Source organism: Rhodoferax sp. LB1P47 (assembly GCF_056521445.1).
Map to the genome: position 1 here is coordinate 74,668 of NZ_JBWMAU010000006.1, position 15,538 is coordinate 90,205.

The following is a 15,538-nucleotide window of genomic DNA, read 5'->3' on the forward strand; positions in this document are numbered from 1 at the left end:
ATGATCCAACCATTGTACTGGCAGCCCTCGCGCCGCCCCCCAATTCCAGAAAGACCTGCCACCATGGCCAATATCGACGAACTCAAAAATACCGGCCTGAAAGCTACCCTGCCCCGCCTCAAAATTCTGGAGATTTTCCAGAAAGGCGAACTACGCCATATGACGGCGGAAGACGTGTTCCGGGTGCTGCTGCTGGAGCACTCCGACATTGGCCTGGCCACGGTGTACCGGGTGCTGATGCAGTTTGAGCAAGCAGGCATTCTGTCGCGCAGCCACTTTGAATCCGGCAAGTCGGTCTACGAGCTGAACGAAGGCCGCCACCATGACCACTTTGTCTGCACGTCCTGCGGCAAGGTGGAAGAGTTTTACGATGCAGAAATAGAGCAGCGCCAGCAGATTGTGGCCAAAACTATGGGCTGGACAGTACACGACCACGCGATGTCTTTGTACGGCATGTGCGCGGCCTGCTCCGCTAAATAGGCCAACTCTCAGCGCTATGCATTGAATAGCGCCCTCTGCGCACGAAATAAGCGAAAACAGCCGATCAGACTCAACCCAAACGCTATAAACGCCCCTTCCAGAGATACCGTGGAACCGGCTTTGCCGGGCCACAGGTATCGCCCCCTGCAAGGGGGGGGGGTAGGCGCAAGATGCGAAGCACTGTAGCCTGGGGGTGAGCCTATTCAGCGGCTTCCATCGCTTTGCGGTGGCGTTCTACGAATTCTTGGTAGGTGTCAATCCCGCGCAGTTGCAGGATGGTGTTGCGCACGGCGGCCTCCACCAGCACGGCGATGTTGCGGCCGGCCACCACCTGGATGATGACTTTGCGCACTGCTACGCCCAACACGTCTTGGGTCAGGGGCTCGTAAGGCAGGCGCTCGTATTCGCGCTCCATCGTTTCCTTGCGCACCAGGTGGACGATCAGCTTGAGGCGCATCTTGCGGCGCACGGCGGTTTCGCCAAAGATGCCGCGAATGTCCAGCAGGCCAATGCCACGCACTTCCAGCAGGTTTTGCAGCAGCTCGGGACAACGGCCTTCGATGGTGGTCTGGTTGATGCGGAACAAATCCACCGCGTCGTCGGCCACCAGGCCGTTGCCGCGTGAAATCAGCTCCAGGCCCAGCTCGCTTTTGCCCAGGCCGGATTCACCGGTAATCATCACGCCCAGGCCCAAAATATCCATGAACACGCCGTGCATCGAGGTGCGATCGGCAAAGTGCTTGGACAGGTAGGCGCGCAGCACGTCGATCACAAAGGCCGACGAGTCTTGGGTGGCGAACATCGGAATCTGCGCCCGTTCACACATCGACAGCAGCGCGTCCGGGGCAGTCTGGCCGTCGGCCATGATCAGCACCGGCGGCTCTAGCGTGACGATGCGGGCAATGCGGCGGGCGCAATCTTCTGTCGAGGCACTGGTCAGGTAGGCGACTTCGCGCTCGCCCATGATTTGCACCCGGTAGGGATGGATGTAGTTCAGGTAGCCGACCAGATCGGCGCCAGAACGTGCGGCACGCACCGCCACCTCATCAAACCGCCGCTCGGATGCGCCCAAGCCCGCCACCCACTCCCAGCGCAGCAGGGCGCGAAAGGCTTCAAACAGAACGTCGGCACTGACGACGGTGGGTTTCAAGGGCTACGTCGATTCAGGCCAGCTGGGCCGACTGCCAGCCGCAGATCAGGCCATGCAGAGCCTCGGCATCGGCGGCGGTTTTGATTTTTTCGCGCAGTGGCGCATCGCTGAGCAGCTCGGCGATTTCGGACAGAATTTCCAGGTGCTTTTGGGTCGCCGCCTCGGGCACCAGCAAAAATATCAGCAACCCCACGGGCAGCTCGTCGGGCGCGTCAAAGCCAATCGGCTGCGCCAGTTGCACCACCGCAGCCATAGGCGCTTTCAGACCCTTGATGCGGCCATGCGGAATCGCCACCCCGTGGCCCAAACCGGTGGAGCCCAGGCGTTCGCGGGCGAACAGGCTGTCGGTAATCAAGGCCCGGCTCAGGCCATGCAGATTTTCAAACAGCAAACCGGCTTCTTCAAAAGCACGTTTTTTACTGGACGCATCGACGCTCACGAGCACTTGAGCGGAGGGCAGGATGGAGGCGAGGCGGTTCATAGAGAGGCGAATTATGCACTTGCGCATGCGGCCCCAACAAAAAAGCCGCCAAGTTCAGTAGGCGGCTTTTGCAGTGGGCGCGGTACGCGCTTTCAGGGCTTACATCAGGCGCTTGGGCGCTTCGTGGTGGTGGTCTTGCACACGGTCTTTGTGGCGCACCACTTGGCGGTCGAGTTTATCGACCAATTCGTCTACGGCGGCGTACAAATCTGCGTGGGAGCTTTCGGCGAACATGTCATTGCCTTTGACATGGATGTTGCACTCAGCGCGTTGTCGGCCTTGCTTTTCCTTTTGCTTTTCAATCGTCAGTAGCACCTTGACATCTACCAACTGGTCGAAATGGCGGGTTATTCGGTCCAGTTTGGTGGTCACATAGGTGCGCAGGGCGGGGGTCACATCCAGATGGTGTCCGCTGATCGTCAAGTTCATGTATAGCCTCCTAGAGCATTACTTTCACTGTTGAAAGTGATTTCACTATGCGCCCGTTAAGGGCGAAATGCAACCCGAATTCGATATTTGTTACGTCTTGATGACACACCGCAAGCCCTGTAGAGCGTGGCACTGCGATGCCATAATTCGCACCTCTGTAACACCCTAGAGCCCCCCCCCCATGGAAAGCGCCCCTAGTCGCTAGCTTTCACCTCCCTGCGCCGCACGGGGGCTGAAAGCCAAGCCCCATACCCCCGTTCAAGCCCATCTACCCCAGGGAGAGCCCCATGCTCAATATTTTTTCGCTCGCCAACGGTCGATTGTTCCAAGAAGAGATCGAGTCGCTGGAGGAATTGTCCAAATTCCAACCGATCTGGGTCGATCTGGAATCGCCCACGCTGGAAGAGAAGCGCTGGATCAAGCAGTACTACGGCCTGTCCATCCCCGAAGACGCGATGGACGAAGACATTGAAGAGTCGGCCCGGTTTTACGAAGAAGACAACGGTGAGCTGCACATCCGCAGTGACTTTTTGGTGGCCGACGAATCTGACCCGCGCACCGTGCGCGTGGCGTTCATCCTGAACCAGCACAACGCCGAGCTCAAGAGCAAAGGCGTGCTGTTCTCCATCCACGACGAAGACGTGCCGGTGTTCCGCCTGCTGCGCATGCGCGCACGCCGGGCTCCGGGGTTGATCGAAGATGCCAAGGAAGTTTTACTCAAACTTTTCGATGCCGATGCCGAATACTCCGCTGACACGCTGGAAGACATTTACGTGGACCTAGAAAAGGTCAGCCGCCGGGTACTGGCCGGCAACATGACCGACGCGCTGGCCGGGGAGGTGCTGGGCTCCATCGCCCGGCACGAGGATTTGAACGGCCGCATCCGCCGCAACATGATGGACACCCGGCGCGCCCTGAGCTTCATGATGCGCAGCAAGATGCTCAACGCCGAGCAGTTCGAAGAGGCCCGGCAGATCCACCGCGACATCGACTCGCTGGATTCGCACACCGCGTTTTTGTTCGACAAGATCAACTTTTTGATGGATGCCACGGTGGGTTTCATCAACATCAACCAGAACAAGATCATCAAGATATTCTCGGTGGCTAGCGTGGCCCTGCTGCCGCCCACCCTGGTGGCCAGCATTTACGGCATGAACATGAAATTCCCCGAGCTGGAATTTCTGGGCAGCTGGTCGTACCCGTATGTAGTGGCCATGATGGCCGCCAGCGCGCTGGTACCGATGTGGTACTTCTACAAACGCGGCTGGCTGTCCTGAGCACGTCCATGGCCGATACGCTGGTACTTTTGGAAACGACGGCAGACGGCCAGCTGACCGGGGCCGCCCAGCAGCTGCGCACCCAGTGGCCAGTGGTGGCCGCCCTGCCCCCGCGCCTGCTGGTGCTGCGGCTGCCCGATGCGACCCATCCGCCGGGCACGGCGCCGCTGGCACAGGCCGATCCACCGCTGACCGAGAGCGAGCAGCTTTTTGCCGCCGCCTGGGCCGCGCAAGGGCACAAATCCGCACCCCGCCCTGGCGATAAGGCGGACTGGGACACGCCAGGCTTCACACCTCCAGGCTAAACGCCCATTGGCCACCAGCCGTGCCACCAGTCGGTGAACGCAGGCTCCCAGGCGGCGGTGAAGATGCGGCTGTCGTCGCCCACCACAAAGGTATCCAGCTTGTTCGGTGCGCGCGACACCGATGTCACCGCTGCGCCCAAGGCTGCCGACCCGCCGTTGAGCCGCCACCAGCCATGCCAGCCGGTAAACGCAGGCTCCCAGGCGGCGGTGAAGATACCCCGGTCGGTGCCGGTCACAAACACATCCAGCTTGTTGGCCGAGCGCGACACCGCGTGGAGCGGCGCACCGGGGCGGCCCCGGCCCCCGTTGATGTGCCACCAGCCGTGCCAGCCGTCGGTAAACGCCGGTTCCCAGGCGGCGGTAACCGTCTCGCCGCCGTTGGCGATGGCAAAAATATCCAGCTTGTTGGCGCTACGCGATACCGCGTTGATATGGCCGCCCGCCGGAAAGCGCACCGCGCCCACCCGCCACCAGCCGTGCCAACCGTCGGCAAACGAGGGTTGCCAGGCGGCTGTGTAGGCGTGGCCATCGGTACCGACCACAAAAATATCCAGCTGGTTCGGCCCACGCACCGCCGCCCCCACAGGCGCGCCGGGGGCCGCCATGCCCCCCTGGATATGCCACCAGCCGTGCCAGCCATCGGCAAAACTGGGCTGCCAGGCGGCGGACATCACCCGGCCCGACACATCGGTGGCAAAAATGTCCAGATGGTCGGCACTGCGCGACACCACGCTGATCTGGCTGCGGTGCGGCACGCTGATGTTGCCGATGCGCCACCAGCCCTGCCAGCCGGTGTCGGGCCGCCAGGCGGCGGTGTAGACGTGGTTGTCGGTGCCCACCAAAAAAATGTCCAGCTTGTTCGGCCCCCGGCTGACCGCCGTGACCGGTGCGCCCGCTGCGGCCATGCCGCCCTGGATGTGCCAGAAGCCCTGCCACCAGTTGGGCATGCTGGGCTCCCAGGCGGCGGACATCACCCGGCCATCTCGGTCGGTAAAAAAGATGTCCAGCTTGTTGGCGGCGCGCGATACGGCGTGGATCGGTGCGCCCTGCGGCACGCGGGTGCTGGTGAGCCCCCAGCCTAGGTGGCGGCGGGTGGACGCGCACATGGCCCAGTCGTTGGCCTTCATCAGGCAGGCAATGCCGCCACCGGGTGCGCAGGTGGCGCAGTTGCGGTTGGGCTCGTTGTAAATGCCGTGGGTGCTGGTGCAGTTGCAGCTGGCGGCGGCGTATTCGTCGGGACACGAAAAAATGTGGCCGGTTTCGTGGGCAAACACGCGGTCGATGTTGTCCGGCCCCCAGCCGTCGTTGGCATAGTCCATCACGATGCGCGGCGCGCTGGCGTAGCCAAAGTGCCACAGCGGATAGCCTTTAACGAAAAACACGCAGTAGGCCCAGCGCGTGCCCAGCCGGGTGCGCAGGGCGCTCACGTAGTTCAGCACGCCCTGCCAGTTTTGCGTCTGACCGAGTGCGCCCATCGCCGGGTTGCGCCAACGGGATTCGTCATCTGCCGCAGGGGCATTGGTGGCGGTGGTGATGCTGACGTTGTTGATGTCGTAGTGCCAGCTAACCCCGGAGGATGGGTCCTGGTTGCCCAGCCAGGTCAGCCCGGCCTGCACCTCGGCCACCACCTTGACCCGCTCTGCCGCGCTGAACCGGGTGGCCGCCGTGGGGCCGTTGACGATGATGATGCCCACCGCCACCGAGCCCGCCAGAAACGGGTCGCCCGCGCCACGCTCACCCGGCGCGGCTTTGGCATCCGGCTCGGCGGCACCTATGGCGCGCAGGGCCTCGCGGTTGACGGGGGCCTCGGGTGCGCAGCCGTGCATGTCCCAGTCTTCGCCGTCGCGCGGGCGTTTGGCTTTGGCGGCGCGGTACTTGGCGCTGCGGCGCAGGGTGAAGGCCGACAGACCGAGCTTTTCGGTCACATTGAGGCTGGCGATGCTGGCTTTGGATAAGGGCGTGGCGGCAAACGGTTGCCCCCCGATCTCGGCAGGCTGGGCGCGGCGGATTTGCACATTCGGCCCGTAGTCGTGCAGCAGACCGCCGTCGTTGTCGGGCGGCTGATCGGCGCTGCGGGCCTTGGATGTGCTGCCGGACTTGGTGATGCTACGCGTTCCCGGCATGGCCAGACGTTCGTACGCGGTGTTGATTTCGGTCATGGAAGGGGCTCCTGTGGCGCACTCCACACCTGCGGAGCGCACTTCACAATAGGTGCCCGGCCCGCAGACCGCATCATCGAAAAGGGGGAGAAGCTACAGGCCCCGCACAAATTCCGCAAGAACAGCCTGCGCGTACCGGCTGGCCACCGTGCGCACAAACTCCGCGAAGTCGGTGTGCGCGGTGTCGTCGGCCCGGTCGGAGATGCTGCGCATGGCGGCGAAGGGCACGCCGTAGTCATGGCACACCTGGGCCACGGCAGCGCCTTCCATCTCCACCGCCAGGGGTGCGTGGCCGTGGGCGCGCAGGGCGGCTTGCAAGGCATGCACTTCGGCAGCGGCAGACACAAAACGGTCGCCGCTGGCCACCAAGCCGTGGTGGATGCGTGGCGGCGCAGAATTTAAGCCAAATGGGCCTCCAGCGCATATTCCACTTGCACGAGCAGCTATTAAAAGCATAGTTGTCAGCGAGGCATCACAGGCGAAGCGGGCTTGGCCGTACAGGGGCACTTCAAAGGGTGGGAACAGCGGCGCGGCGTTCATGTCGTGCTGGATGAAGTCGGCCGCCACCACCACGTCGCCGACCTGCACGCCCTCGCCCACCCCACCGGCCACGCCGGTAAAGACGATGCGGGTGGCCCCAAACTTTTCGATCAGGGCCGTGGCGGTAGTGGCCGCTGCCACCTTGCCGATGCGCGACAGCGCCAGCACCACCGGTTGGCCATGCCACTGCCCCAGACCGAAGCTGCGCCCGGCGTGCTGCACGCGTTGGGGCTGCGCCAACTGCTCAAAAATGCCCTGCTGTTCTTCCGCCAGGGCGCTGAGGATGGCGAGGGTCAACGCAGTTCGCGGCGGAGAATTTTGCCGACGGGCGTCTTCGGCAGATCGGTACGGAACTCCACCACGCGGGGCTGCTTGTAGCCGGTGAGGTTGACCTTGCAATAGGCGCGCACGTCGGCCTCGGTCAGGGCCGGGTTCTTTTTGACGATCACCACCTTCACGGCCTCGCCGGTTTTCTCGTCGGGCACGCCCACGCAGGCGCATTCCAGCACGCCGGGCATGGCGGCCACCACGTCTTCGATTTCATTCGGGTAGACGTTGAAGCCGCTGACCAGCACCATGTCTTTCTTGCGGTCCACAATTTTGAAATAGCCGCGTGCGTCCATCGTTCCGATGTCGCCGGTTTTGAAGTAGCCGTCGGCGGTCATGGACTGGGCGGTTTCCTCGGGGCGCTGCCAGTACCCAGCCATCACCTGCGGGCCCAGGATGGCAATTTCGCCGGGCTGGCCCATCGGTACGCCCTGGCCGGCATCGTCCAGCAATTTGAAATAGGTGCTGGGCAGCGGCACGCCGATGGTGCCGGTGTAGGACGTGCTGGTGGGCGGGTTGCAGCTGGCGGTGGGCGAGGTTTCGCTCAGGCCATAGCCTTCGGTGATGGGGCAGCCGGTTTTCTCCAGCCACAGCTTGGCCACCTCCGCCTGCACGGCCATGCCGCCGCCAATGGACACCTTCAAGTGGCTCCAGTCCACGGTATTGAAGTCGGGGTGGTTGGCCAGTCCGTTGAACAGGGTGTTGACCGCTGGCAGGCTGTGGATGCGGTGCTTCGAGAGCTCTTTGAGCACCGCCTTCAGGTCACGCGGATTGGGGATCAGGATCAGCTTGCCGCCGGTGCGCATCGACAGCATCATGCCCACGGTAAACGCGAAGATGTGGTACAGCGGCAGCGCACAGACGCTGGTGGGCTGCTCGCCCTGGGGCACTTTGTCCATCACCGGCTGGTTCCAGGCTTCGGATTGCAACACGTTGGCAATCACGTTGCGGTGCAACAGCACGGCCCCTTTGGAGACACCGGTGGTGCCGCCGGTGTACTGCAACACCGCAATGTCGTCCGGCTGCACCGGCACCGGCGTGAACACGCTGCGCCGACCCTGCGCCAGCGCCGCATTGAAGCGCACCGCACCGGGCAACGCAAACGGCGGCACCAGCTTTTTGACATTCCGCACCACGTAGTTGACCAGCGCGCCCTTGAGCAGCCCGAGCTGGTCGCCCATCGTACACAGAACGATATTTTTGATCGGCGTGCTGCCCAGGCAGTGCTGCAAAGTGGCACAGAAGTTCTCCAGAATCACGATGGCCTTGGCCCCGGAATCTTTCAGCTGGTGCTCCAGCTCGCGCGGGGTATACAGCGGGTTCACGTTGACCAGCACCAGCCCGGCACGCAGCAAGGCGGCCACGGCAATGGGGTACTGCGGCACGTTGGGCATCATCACCGCCACGCGGTCGCCCTTGGCCAGGCCCAGGCCCTGCAAATAGGCGGCAAACTGGCGGCTCAAGGTGTCGGTTTCACCATAGCTCAGGTCTTTGCCCATAAAACTGTAGGCCGGGCGGTCGGCGTACTTCTGGAAGCTTTCCTCCAGCAAAGCGAGCAAGGAAGCGTAGCGCGACGGATCAATGTCGGCGGGTACGCCCGGGGGATAGCTGGTGAGCCAAATGCGCTCGGTCATAACGAGATTCTCCAAATTCTTAAAAAGGAAGGCAGGACATCCTGCCCCCACCCCAACCCTCCCCCGGGAGGGGAGGGAGTAATACGGGCCCCTGCTTTGCTCCCTCCCCCATCGGGGGAGGGTTGGGGTGGGGGCGGGCGGTCACCAACACCGCTTGCATCCGCTCAAGCTATTCGATGGCTTTACCCATGTCTTCAACGACCTTCTTTGCATCGCCGAAGACCATCATGGTCTTGTCCATGTAGAACAACTCGTTGTCCAACCCGGCGTAGCCTGCGGCCATGCTGCGCTTGTTGACGATGATGGTTTTGGCCTTGTAAGCCTCCAAAATCGGCATGCCGTAGATGGGGCTGCCCTTGACGTGCGCGGCGGGGTTCACCACGTCGTTGGCACCTAAAATAATGGCCACGTCCACCTGGCCGAACTCGCCATTGATGTCTTCCATTTCAAACACCTGGTCGTAGGGCACTTCGGCCTCGGCCAGCAGCACGTTCATGTGGCCCGGCATGCGCCCGGCCACGGGATGGATGGCGTATTTGACGATGATGCCCTTGTCGGTGAGCTTTTGCGCCAGCTCTTTCACCGCATGCTGGGCGCGGGCCACGGCCAAGCCGTAGCCGGGCACGATGACCACGGTTTCGGCATTGCCCAGCACGAAGGCCGCGTCGTCGGCGCTGCCACTTTTGACCGCGCGCTGCACTGCGGAGCCCGCCGCTGCGGCCGTGGCATCGCCACCAAAGCCGCCACCGATCACGTTGAAGAACGAGCGGTTCATGGCCTTGCACATGATGTAGCTCAGGATGGCACCCGAGCTACCCACGAGTGAGCCCGCAATGATCAGCATGCTGTTATTCAGGCTAAAGCCGATGCCCGCCGCCGCCCAGCCGGAATAGCTGTTCAGCATGGACACCACCACCGGCATGTCGGCCCCGCCGATCGGGATGATCAGCAGCACACCCAGGGCAAAGCCCAGGGCGATCACCAAACCTATGTCGATCCAGCTTTGCGAATGCCAAAAGCCGAAGATGAAAAACACCGCCGCCAAGCCCAGCACCAGGTTCAACTTGTGCTGGCCCGGAAAGCTCACCGGCGTGCCCTGGAACAGGCGGAATTTGTACTTGCCGCTGAGCTTGCCAAACGCAATCACCGAGCCGCTGAACGTGACCGCGCCGATGAAGGCCCCCAGTGCCAGCTCGATACGGTTGCCGCCGGGAATCTCCATGCCCTTGGCCGATATCGCAAACGCCCAGGGCTCGGCCACGGCGGCCACGGCGATGAACACCGCCGCCAGGCCGATCATGCTGTGCATGAAGGCCACCAGCTCGGGCATCTTGGTCATCTCGACGCGCTTGGCCATCAGCGTGCCGACACTGCCGCCCACCAGTAACGCGCCCAGCACCCAGGCCATGCCCTCCATGCCGTTCTGCCCCATTTGCCCGGCTAATTTGAAGATCAGCGCGATGGTGGTGACCACCGCCACGCCCATGCCCAGCATGCCGAAGAAGTTGCCCCGGATCGAGGTGGTGGGGTGCGACAAGCCCTTGAGCGCCTGGATGAAGCAAACGCTGGCGAACAGGTACAGCAGGGTGACGAGGTTCATGCTCATTTGGCTTCCTTCGCAGGCGTCTTTTTGTCTTTCTTCTTGAACATCTCCAGCATGCGCCGGGTGACCATGAAGCCGCCAAATACGTTCACCGCCGCCAGCGCCACGGCCAGCACGCCCATCGTTTTACCCAGGGTGGTTTCAGTCAGCGCGGCGGCCAGCATGGCACCGATGATGACGATGGCCGAGATGGCGTTGGTCACCGCCATCAGCGGCGTGTGCAGTGCGGGCGTGACGGTCCAGACCACGTGGTAGCCCACGTAGATGGCCAGCACAAAGATGATCAGATTGGTGACCGTGGGGGAAAGAATGTCCATGCTGTGTGCTCCTTATTTACGCGTGACCACGCCGGCCTGGGTGACGAGGCAGGCGGCCACGATGTCGTCGGCCATGTCTACATTCAGCGTGCCTTCTTTGGTCAGCACCAGCTTCAAAAAGTCGAGGATGTTGCGGGCGTACAGGGCGGATGCATCGGCGGCCACGCGGGCGGGCAGGTTGGTTTCGCCGATGAGCGTTACGCCAAACTTGACCACAGTCTTGTCGGCCTCGGACAGCGGGCAGTTGCCGCCACCGTTCGGCCCCTTGCCTGCGGCGATGTCCACGATCACCGAGCCGGGCTTCATGCTTTTCACCATCTCCTCAGAAATCAAGGTCGGCGCGGCGCGGCCGGGGATCAGGGCGGTGGAGATCACCACATCGGCCTGGGCCACGCGCTTGGCCACTTCAATCTGCTGGCGGGCCAGCCAGCTCGGTGGCATGGGCTTGGCGTAGCCGCCCACGCCCACGGCGGCCTCCTTTTCTTCCGGCGTGTCGTACGACACCTCGATGAACTTGCCGCCCAGCGATTCGACCTGCTCCTTGACGCTGGGGCGCACGTCCGAGGCTTCGATCACCGCGCCCAGGCGCTTGGCAGTGGCGATGGCCTGCAGGCCCGCCACGCCCACGCCCAAAATCACCACGCGCGCCGCCTTGACGGTGCCGGCAGCGGTCATCAGCATGGGGAAGAAGCGCTGGTAGGTGTCGGCGGCCAGCATCACGGCCTTGTAGCCCGCAATATTGGCCTGGCTGGAGAGCACGTCCATGCTTTGGGCGCGGCTGGTGCGGGGGGCGGCTTCCAGCGCAAAGCTGGTCAGGCCCGCCGTGGCCAGGCGTTGCAGGCCCTCGGCATCGAAGGGGTTGAGCATGCCGACCAGGGTGGTGCCGGGGCGCATCTGCGCGGCTTCTGTCTCCGACGGGCTGCGCACCTTGAGCACCAGGTCGCAACCGAATGCGCCCACCGCATCGGTGATCTCGGCCCCGGCCGCCGTGTAGGCCGCATCGGTCACGCTGGCGGCACTGCCTGCGCCGGACTGGATGCGGACCGTGTGGCCCTGGGCGGCCAGCTTTTTGGCGGTTTCGGGGGTGACGGCGACGCGGGTTTCACCGGTCGCGGTCTCTAGCGGCACACCAATCAGCATGAACGTCTCCTAGGGAGTTTAAGTATTCTGGAAATGCACAACTTTTCACGCTATGGGCGGAAAAGGGGTTGTCTTTGCAGCCAAGCTTAACTGACTTTGCCTACCGAACCGCCGCCTGTGCACGCTTGGGCGACAGGCCCTGCCCATAATGGCGGCATGCAAAACCGATGGAAACCCAGCGTCACGGTGGCCGCCGTGGTGGAACACGAGGGCCGGTTCTTGCTGGTCGAAGAACACACGCCCGAGGGCCTGCGGCTGAACAACCCGGCGGGACACCTAGAGCCCGGCGAATCCCTGGCCGAGGCCTGCGCCCGCGAAACGCTGGAGGAAACAGCCTACGCCTTTGCCCCCACCGCGCTGGTCGGCATCTACCAAGCCGCGCTGGGCGACACCACCTATCTGCGCTTTGCCTACTGCGGCACGCTGGGCGCTTTGCAAGCGGGCCGCACGCTAGACCACGGCATTGTGCGCACCCTGTGGATGACCATCGACGAGATCCGCGCCAGCGCCCCCCGCCACCGCAGCCCCCTGCTGCTGCGCTGCGTGGAGGACTATCTGGCCGGACGGCGCTTCCCGCTGGATGTGGTGTACACCCAGCCATAAACTTTGGGTTTTAAGGCCATTTTTCAGGCATGAAAATGGCCTTTAGCGCATATTTAACATGCGCTAACAGCTCCTATTTTTATAGTTAAAAATAGGAGCAACTGCGCGCAGGCGGCCAGGTTTTTACAATCGGGGCATGGGAACACACAGCAAACAACGGGTCGTGGTCGGTTTGAGCGGCGGGGTGGATTCGGCCGTCAGCGCCTATCTGCTCAAGCAACAAGGCTACGAGGTCATCGGCATCTTCATGAAAAACTGGGAGGACGATGACGACAGCGAGTTCTGCTCGTCCAACATCGACTTCGTGGATGCAGCGGCAGTCGCCGACGTGATCGGCATCGAGATCGAGCACGTCAACTTTGCCGCCGAATACAAAGACCGGGTGTTTGCCGAATTTCTGCGCGAATACCAGGCGGGCCGCACGCCGAATCCCGACATTCTGTGCAACGCCGAAATCAAGTTCAAGGCGTTTCTAGACCACGCCCTGCGCCTGGGCGCCGAGAAAATCGCCACCGGCCACTACGCCCGCGTCCGTGAAGTGGGTGAGGTGGGCGGCCAGTTCCAGTTACTCAAAGGGCTGGACCCGTCCAAAGACCAAAGCTACTTTCTGCACCGTCTGAACCAAGCGCAGCTCAGCAAAACCCTGTTCCCGGTGGGCGAGCTGCACAAGACCGAGGTGCGCCGCATCGCCGCCGAGATGGCGCTACCCAACGCCACCAAGAAAGATTCGACCGGCATCTGCTTCATCGGCGAGCGGCCGTTCCGCGACTTTTTGAACCGCTACATCGCCAAAGAACCCGGCCCCATCAAGGACGAAAAAGGCCGGGTGCTGGGCCAGCACGTGGGCTTGAGCTTCTACACCCTGGGCCAGCGCCAGGGCCTGGGCATCGGCGGCATCAAGGACAAAGGCGCACAGCGCGGCGGCGGCGAGCACGCGCCCTGGTTTGTGGCCCGCAAAGACATGGAACGCAACACCCTGTGGGTGGTGCAAGGCCACGACCACCCCTGGTTGCAGTCGTACAGCCTGGTGGCGAATGACGCGAGCTGGGTGGCTGGCTTTGCTCCCACGCCCGGAACCTATGCGGCCAAGAGCCGGTATCGGCAGGCGGATGCGGCGTGCACGCTGGCCGAGGCGGGAGCTGGGTTTAGGCTGGACTTCCCAGATGCCCAATGGGCCGTAACCCCGGGGCAGTCGGCCGTGGTGTACGACGGGGATGTGTGTTTGGGCGGTGGGGTGATTACCGCCCATGCCCCAGAGGTTTAAGAGAAATAGGCCTCCAGCGCAGACGCTACCTGCACAACAAGCTATTTATTAGGTAGCAAAGAAAGCCCCCACCCCAACCCTCCCCCGGGAGGGGAGGGAGCAAAACCGGGACGAAATAAACACCCCGGTCCCTGACCCTGACCCAGCCCGCCCCAAGGCAAGCGCAGCGAAGCCCCCTCGCGAACAGCGCAGGGCTGGCTCCGCCAGACTGCTGCTGTTGCCCTGACAAGGGGGGTGGCGGAAACACGCAGTGTGTAGCCTGGGGGGGTGCCTAAACTTTGAATTGCGCAACCACCTGCACCAGGTCGCTGGCCTGGTTTTGCAGGCTGCTGGCGGCGGCGGCCATTTCTTCGACCAGGGCGGCGTTTTGCTGGGTGGCCTGGTCCATCTGGGTCACGGCTTCGCCGATCTGGCTGACACCGGCACTTTGCTCGGTGCTGGCGGCGCTGATCTCGCCCACGATGTCACTCACCTGGCGGATGGCGCTGACCACTTCGGCCATGGTGGTGCCAGCCCGGTCCACCAGCGTGGTGCCCTGGGCGACCCGCTCCACACTGGCGCTGATGAGGACTTTGATTTCTTTGGCGGCATCGGCGCTGCGCCCGGCCAGGGAGCGTACCTCGCTGGCCACCACCGCAAAGCCCCGGCCCTGCTCACCGGCACGGGCGGCTTCGACGGCAGCGTTCAGCGCCAGGATGTTGGTCTGGAAGGCAATGCCGTCGATCACGCCGATGATGTCGGCGATTTTTTGCGAACTGTCGTTGATGCCCTTCATGGTCTGCACCACCTGGCTGACCACCTCGCCCCCCTGTACCGCCACGGTGGACGCGCGCAGGGCCAGCTGGTTGGCCTGGCGGGCGTTGTCGGCGTTTTGCTGCACGGTGCTGCTCAATTCCTGCATCGAGGCGGCGGTTTGCTGCAAGGCAGCGGCCTGGTTTTCGGTGCGCGCGCTCAGGTCGTGGTTGCCCTCGGCGATTTCGGCGCTGGCAGTGGATACGCTCTCGGAGCCTTGGCGCACGCTGCTCACCACCCGCACCAGGTTGGCCTGCATGTCTTGCAGGCTGGTGATGAGTTGGCCTACTTCGTCCTGGCGCTGTGGCGCAAAGTGGGCGCTCAGGTCGCCTGCGGCCACCTGCCGTGCCGCCTTATTGGCCTCGGCCAGCGGCAGGGTGATGGAGCCCGCCAGCCGCCAGGCGCTGCCCGCGCCAAACAGCAGGCTGAAGGTGCCCACGGCAATCAACAGGTTGCGGCCCTGGGTGGTGGTATCGGCCATGCTTTTGGCTTGCTGGTCAATGTCTTGCCGCTGGGCTTGCATCAAGGCATCGAGTGCGTCCATATAGGCCTTGCCTGCGGGGGTGAACTGTGCATCCAGCAGTTGGTTGGCCTCATCAGACTTGCCCTCTTTTTTGAGAGCCGACACGGCATCGCGGGCCGTTATATAGTTTTTGCGGGCCACGCCGATGGCGGCAAACAAGGCTTTTTCGGCAGCGGTTTGCATCAGCGGCTCCAGGGTTTTCTGGGCTTTGCTGGAGCGCTCGCCGGCGGCTGCTGTGTCTTGCGCAAAGTAGCTGGCCAGCGAGGGGTCGCTGCTTTTGGCGATGGCGGTGGTGCGGCGTACGCTGGTGTGGATGTCGCGGTACCAGTCGCTGACCAGCCGCTCGGTCTGGATGGGGCCACCCAGGATGTACTGGGTGGCCTCGGCCGAAGCATTGAGCTTGGAGATGCCCACCAGCATAGAGATGCAGCACAGCAGCAAGATCAGCGCAAAGCCGATGCCAAGGCGCTGGGTGATAGACAAATTGGATTGGTAGGCAGACATGGGTGAAAGG

At 63.0% G+C, this 15,538-nt stretch carries 15 protein-coding genes; 5 read left to right on the plus strand and 10 right to left on the minus strand.

Going from position 1 to position 15,538, the window contains the following annotated elements; translation table 11 throughout:
• Positions 1–63: 63 nt before the first annotated feature.
• Positions 64–480, plus strand: a complete 417-nt coding sequence (fur, locus tag AC0969_RS09250) for a ferric iron uptake transcriptional regulator (protein ID WP_479623849.1) — start codon at positions 64–66, stop codon at positions 478–480.
• Positions 481–679: 199 nt separating this feature from the next.
• Here fur and hprK read toward each other — a convergent pair whose 3' ends face one another.
• From hprK to hpf, 3 genes are all read right to left on the minus strand, one after another.
• Positions 680–1,630 carry an HPr(Ser) kinase/phosphatase gene (gene hprK / locus AC0969_RS09255; protein WP_479623850.1) on the minus strand — a complete coding sequence of 317 codons (951 nt, stop codon included), beginning with the start codon at positions 1,628–1,630 and terminating at the stop codon, positions 680–682.
• Positions 1,631–1,643: 13 nt separating this feature from the next.
• Positions 1,644–2,111: a PTS sugar transporter subunit IIA gene (locus AC0969_RS09260; protein ID WP_479623851.1), complete on the minus strand. Its 468-nt coding sequence runs from the start codon at positions 2,109–2,111 to the stop codon at positions 1,644–1,646.
• A gap of 99 nt (positions 2,112–2,210) precedes the next feature.
• Entirely contained in the window at positions 2,211–2,540 is a 330-nt protein-coding gene (gene hpf, locus AC0969_RS09265; RefSeq protein ID WP_315246780.1) for a ribosome hibernation-promoting factor, HPF/YfiA family, read from the minus strand.
• A 287-nt stretch (positions 2,541–2,827) separates the two neighbouring features.
• On the opposite strand from hpf, the gene corA reads away from it, so the two are divergent.
• A complete protein-coding gene (corA, locus tag AC0969_RS09270; protein ID WP_479623852.1) occupies positions 2,828–3,817 on the plus strand; it encodes a magnesium/cobalt transporter CorA in 990 nt (329 codons plus the stop codon).
• An 8-nt stretch (positions 3,818–3,825) separates the two neighbouring features.
• Positions 3,826–4,122: a hypothetical protein gene (locus AC0969_RS09275; RefSeq protein ID WP_479623853.1), complete on the plus strand. Its 297-nt coding sequence runs from the start codon at positions 3,826–3,828 to the stop codon at positions 4,120–4,122.
• Here AC0969_RS09275 and AC0969_RS09280 read toward each other — a convergent pair.
• From AC0969_RS09280 to AC0969_RS09305, 6 genes are all read right to left on the minus strand, one after another.
• Positions 4,119–6,281 (minus strand): PLL family lectin, encoded by a 2,163-nt coding sequence (locus AC0969_RS09280; protein WP_479623854.1) that lies wholly within the window; start codon positions 6,279–6,281, stop codon positions 4,119–4,121. The genes AC0969_RS09275 and AC0969_RS09280 overlap by 4 nt on opposite strands.
• A gap of 93 nt (positions 6,282–6,374) precedes the next feature.
• The gene (locus tag AC0969_RS09285) at positions 6,375–7,118 is read right to left on the minus strand and encodes a 5'-methylthioadenosine/adenosylhomocysteine nucleosidase (RefSeq protein WP_479623855.1); all 744 of its coding nucleotides are present in this window, start codon (positions 7,116–7,118) and stop codon (positions 6,375–6,377) included.
• Positions 7,115–8,782, minus strand: a complete 1,668-nt coding sequence (locus tag AC0969_RS09290; protein WP_479623856.1) for a long-chain-fatty-acid--CoA ligase — start codon at positions 8,780–8,782, stop codon at positions 7,115–7,117. The genes AC0969_RS09285 and AC0969_RS09290 overlap by 4 nt, the downstream gene beginning before the upstream one ends.
• A 169-nt stretch (positions 8,783–8,951) precedes the next feature.
• The gene (locus AC0969_RS09295) at positions 8,952–10,388 is read right to left on the minus strand and encodes an NAD(P)(+) transhydrogenase (Re/Si-specific) subunit beta (protein ID WP_479623857.1); all 1,437 of its coding nucleotides are present in this window, start codon (positions 10,386–10,388) and stop codon (positions 8,952–8,954) included.
• Positions 10,385–10,702: a proton-translocating transhydrogenase family protein gene (locus AC0969_RS09300; protein WP_315210697.1), complete on the minus strand. Its 318-nt coding sequence runs from the start codon at positions 10,700–10,702 to the stop codon at positions 10,385–10,387. The genes AC0969_RS09295 and AC0969_RS09300 overlap by 4 nt, the downstream gene beginning before the upstream one ends.
• A gap of 12 nt (positions 10,703–10,714) precedes the next feature.
• Positions 10,715–11,842 carry a Re/Si-specific NAD(P)(+) transhydrogenase subunit alpha gene (locus tag AC0969_RS09305; protein ID WP_479623858.1) on the minus strand — a complete coding sequence of 376 codons (1,128 nt, stop codon included), beginning with the start codon at positions 11,840–11,842 and terminating at the stop codon, positions 10,715–10,717.
• 156 nt (positions 11,843–11,998) lie between these two features.
• Between AC0969_RS09305 and AC0969_RS09310 the strand changes: the two genes are divergently transcribed.
• The gene (locus tag AC0969_RS09310) at positions 11,999–12,445 is read left to right on the plus strand and encodes an NUDIX hydrolase (protein ID WP_479623859.1); all 447 of its coding nucleotides are present in this window, start codon (positions 11,999–12,001) and stop codon (positions 12,443–12,445) included.
• Between the two features lie 136 nt (positions 12,446–12,581).
• Positions 12,582–13,709 carry a tRNA 2-thiouridine(34) synthase MnmA gene (gene mnmA / locus AC0969_RS09315; protein ID WP_479623860.1) on the plus strand — a complete coding sequence of 376 codons (1,128 nt, stop codon included), beginning with the start codon at positions 12,582–12,584 and terminating at the stop codon, positions 13,707–13,709.
• A gap of 271 nt (positions 13,710–13,980) precedes the next feature.
• Here the strand turns inward: mnmA and AC0969_RS09320 are convergent, their stop codons facing one another.
• Positions 13,981–15,528 carry a methyl-accepting chemotaxis protein gene (locus AC0969_RS09320; protein ID WP_479623861.1) on the minus strand — a complete coding sequence of 516 codons (1,548 nt, stop codon included), beginning with the start codon at positions 15,526–15,528 and terminating at the stop codon, positions 13,981–13,983.
• Positions 15,529–15,538: the final 10 nt, after the last annotated feature.

What these genes read in the sequence shown, in the direction of transcription:
- fur (WP_479623849.1), top strand. Translation starts at nt 64, where the DNA reads ATGGCCAATATCGACGAACTCAAAAATACCGGCCTGAAAGCTACCCTG.
- mnmA (WP_479623860.1), top strand. Translation starts at nt 12,582, where the DNA reads ATGGGAACACACAGCAAACAACGGGTCGTGGTCGGTTTGAGCGGCGGG.
- AC0969_RS09305 (WP_479623858.1), bottom strand. Translation starts at nt 11,842, where the DNA reads ATGCTGATTGGTGTGCCGCTAGAGACCGCGACCGGTGAAACCCGCGTC.
- AC0969_RS09320 (WP_479623861.1), bottom strand. Translation starts at nt 15,528, where the DNA reads ATGTCTGCCTACCAATCCAATTTGTCTATCACCCAGCGCCTTGGCATC.
- AC0969_RS09300 (WP_315210697.1), bottom strand. Translation starts at nt 10,702, where the DNA reads ATGGACATTCTTTCCCCCACGGTCACCAATCTGATCATCTTTGTGCTG.
- hpf (WP_315246780.1), bottom strand. Translation starts at nt 2,540, where the DNA reads ATGAACTTGACGATCAGCGGACACCATCTGGATGTGACCCCCGCCCTG.
- AC0969_RS09275 (WP_479623853.1), top strand. Translation starts at nt 3,826, where the DNA reads ATGGCCGATACGCTGGTACTTTTGGAAACGACGGCAGACGGCCAGCTG.
- AC0969_RS09290 (WP_479623856.1), bottom strand. Translation starts at nt 8,782, where the DNA reads ATGACCGAGCGCATTTGGCTCACCAGCTATCCCCCGGGCGTACCCGCC.
- AC0969_RS09260 (WP_479623851.1), bottom strand. Translation starts at nt 2,111, where the DNA reads ATGAACCGCCTCGCCTCCATCCTGCCCTCCGCTCAAGTGCTCGTGAGC.
- AC0969_RS09295 (WP_479623857.1), bottom strand. Translation starts at nt 10,388, where the DNA reads ATGAGCATGAACCTCGTCACCCTGCTGTACCTGTTCGCCAGCGTTTGC.
- AC0969_RS09310 (WP_479623859.1), top strand. Translation starts at nt 11,999, where the DNA reads ATGCAAAACCGATGGAAACCCAGCGTCACGGTGGCCGCCGTGGTGGAA.
- AC0969_RS09280 (WP_479623854.1), bottom strand. Translation starts at nt 6,281, where the DNA reads ATGACCGAAATCAACACCGCGTACGAACGTCTGGCCATGCCGGGAACG.
- corA (WP_479623852.1), top strand. Translation starts at nt 2,828, where the DNA reads ATGCTCAATATTTTTTCGCTCGCCAACGGTCGATTGTTCCAAGAAGAG.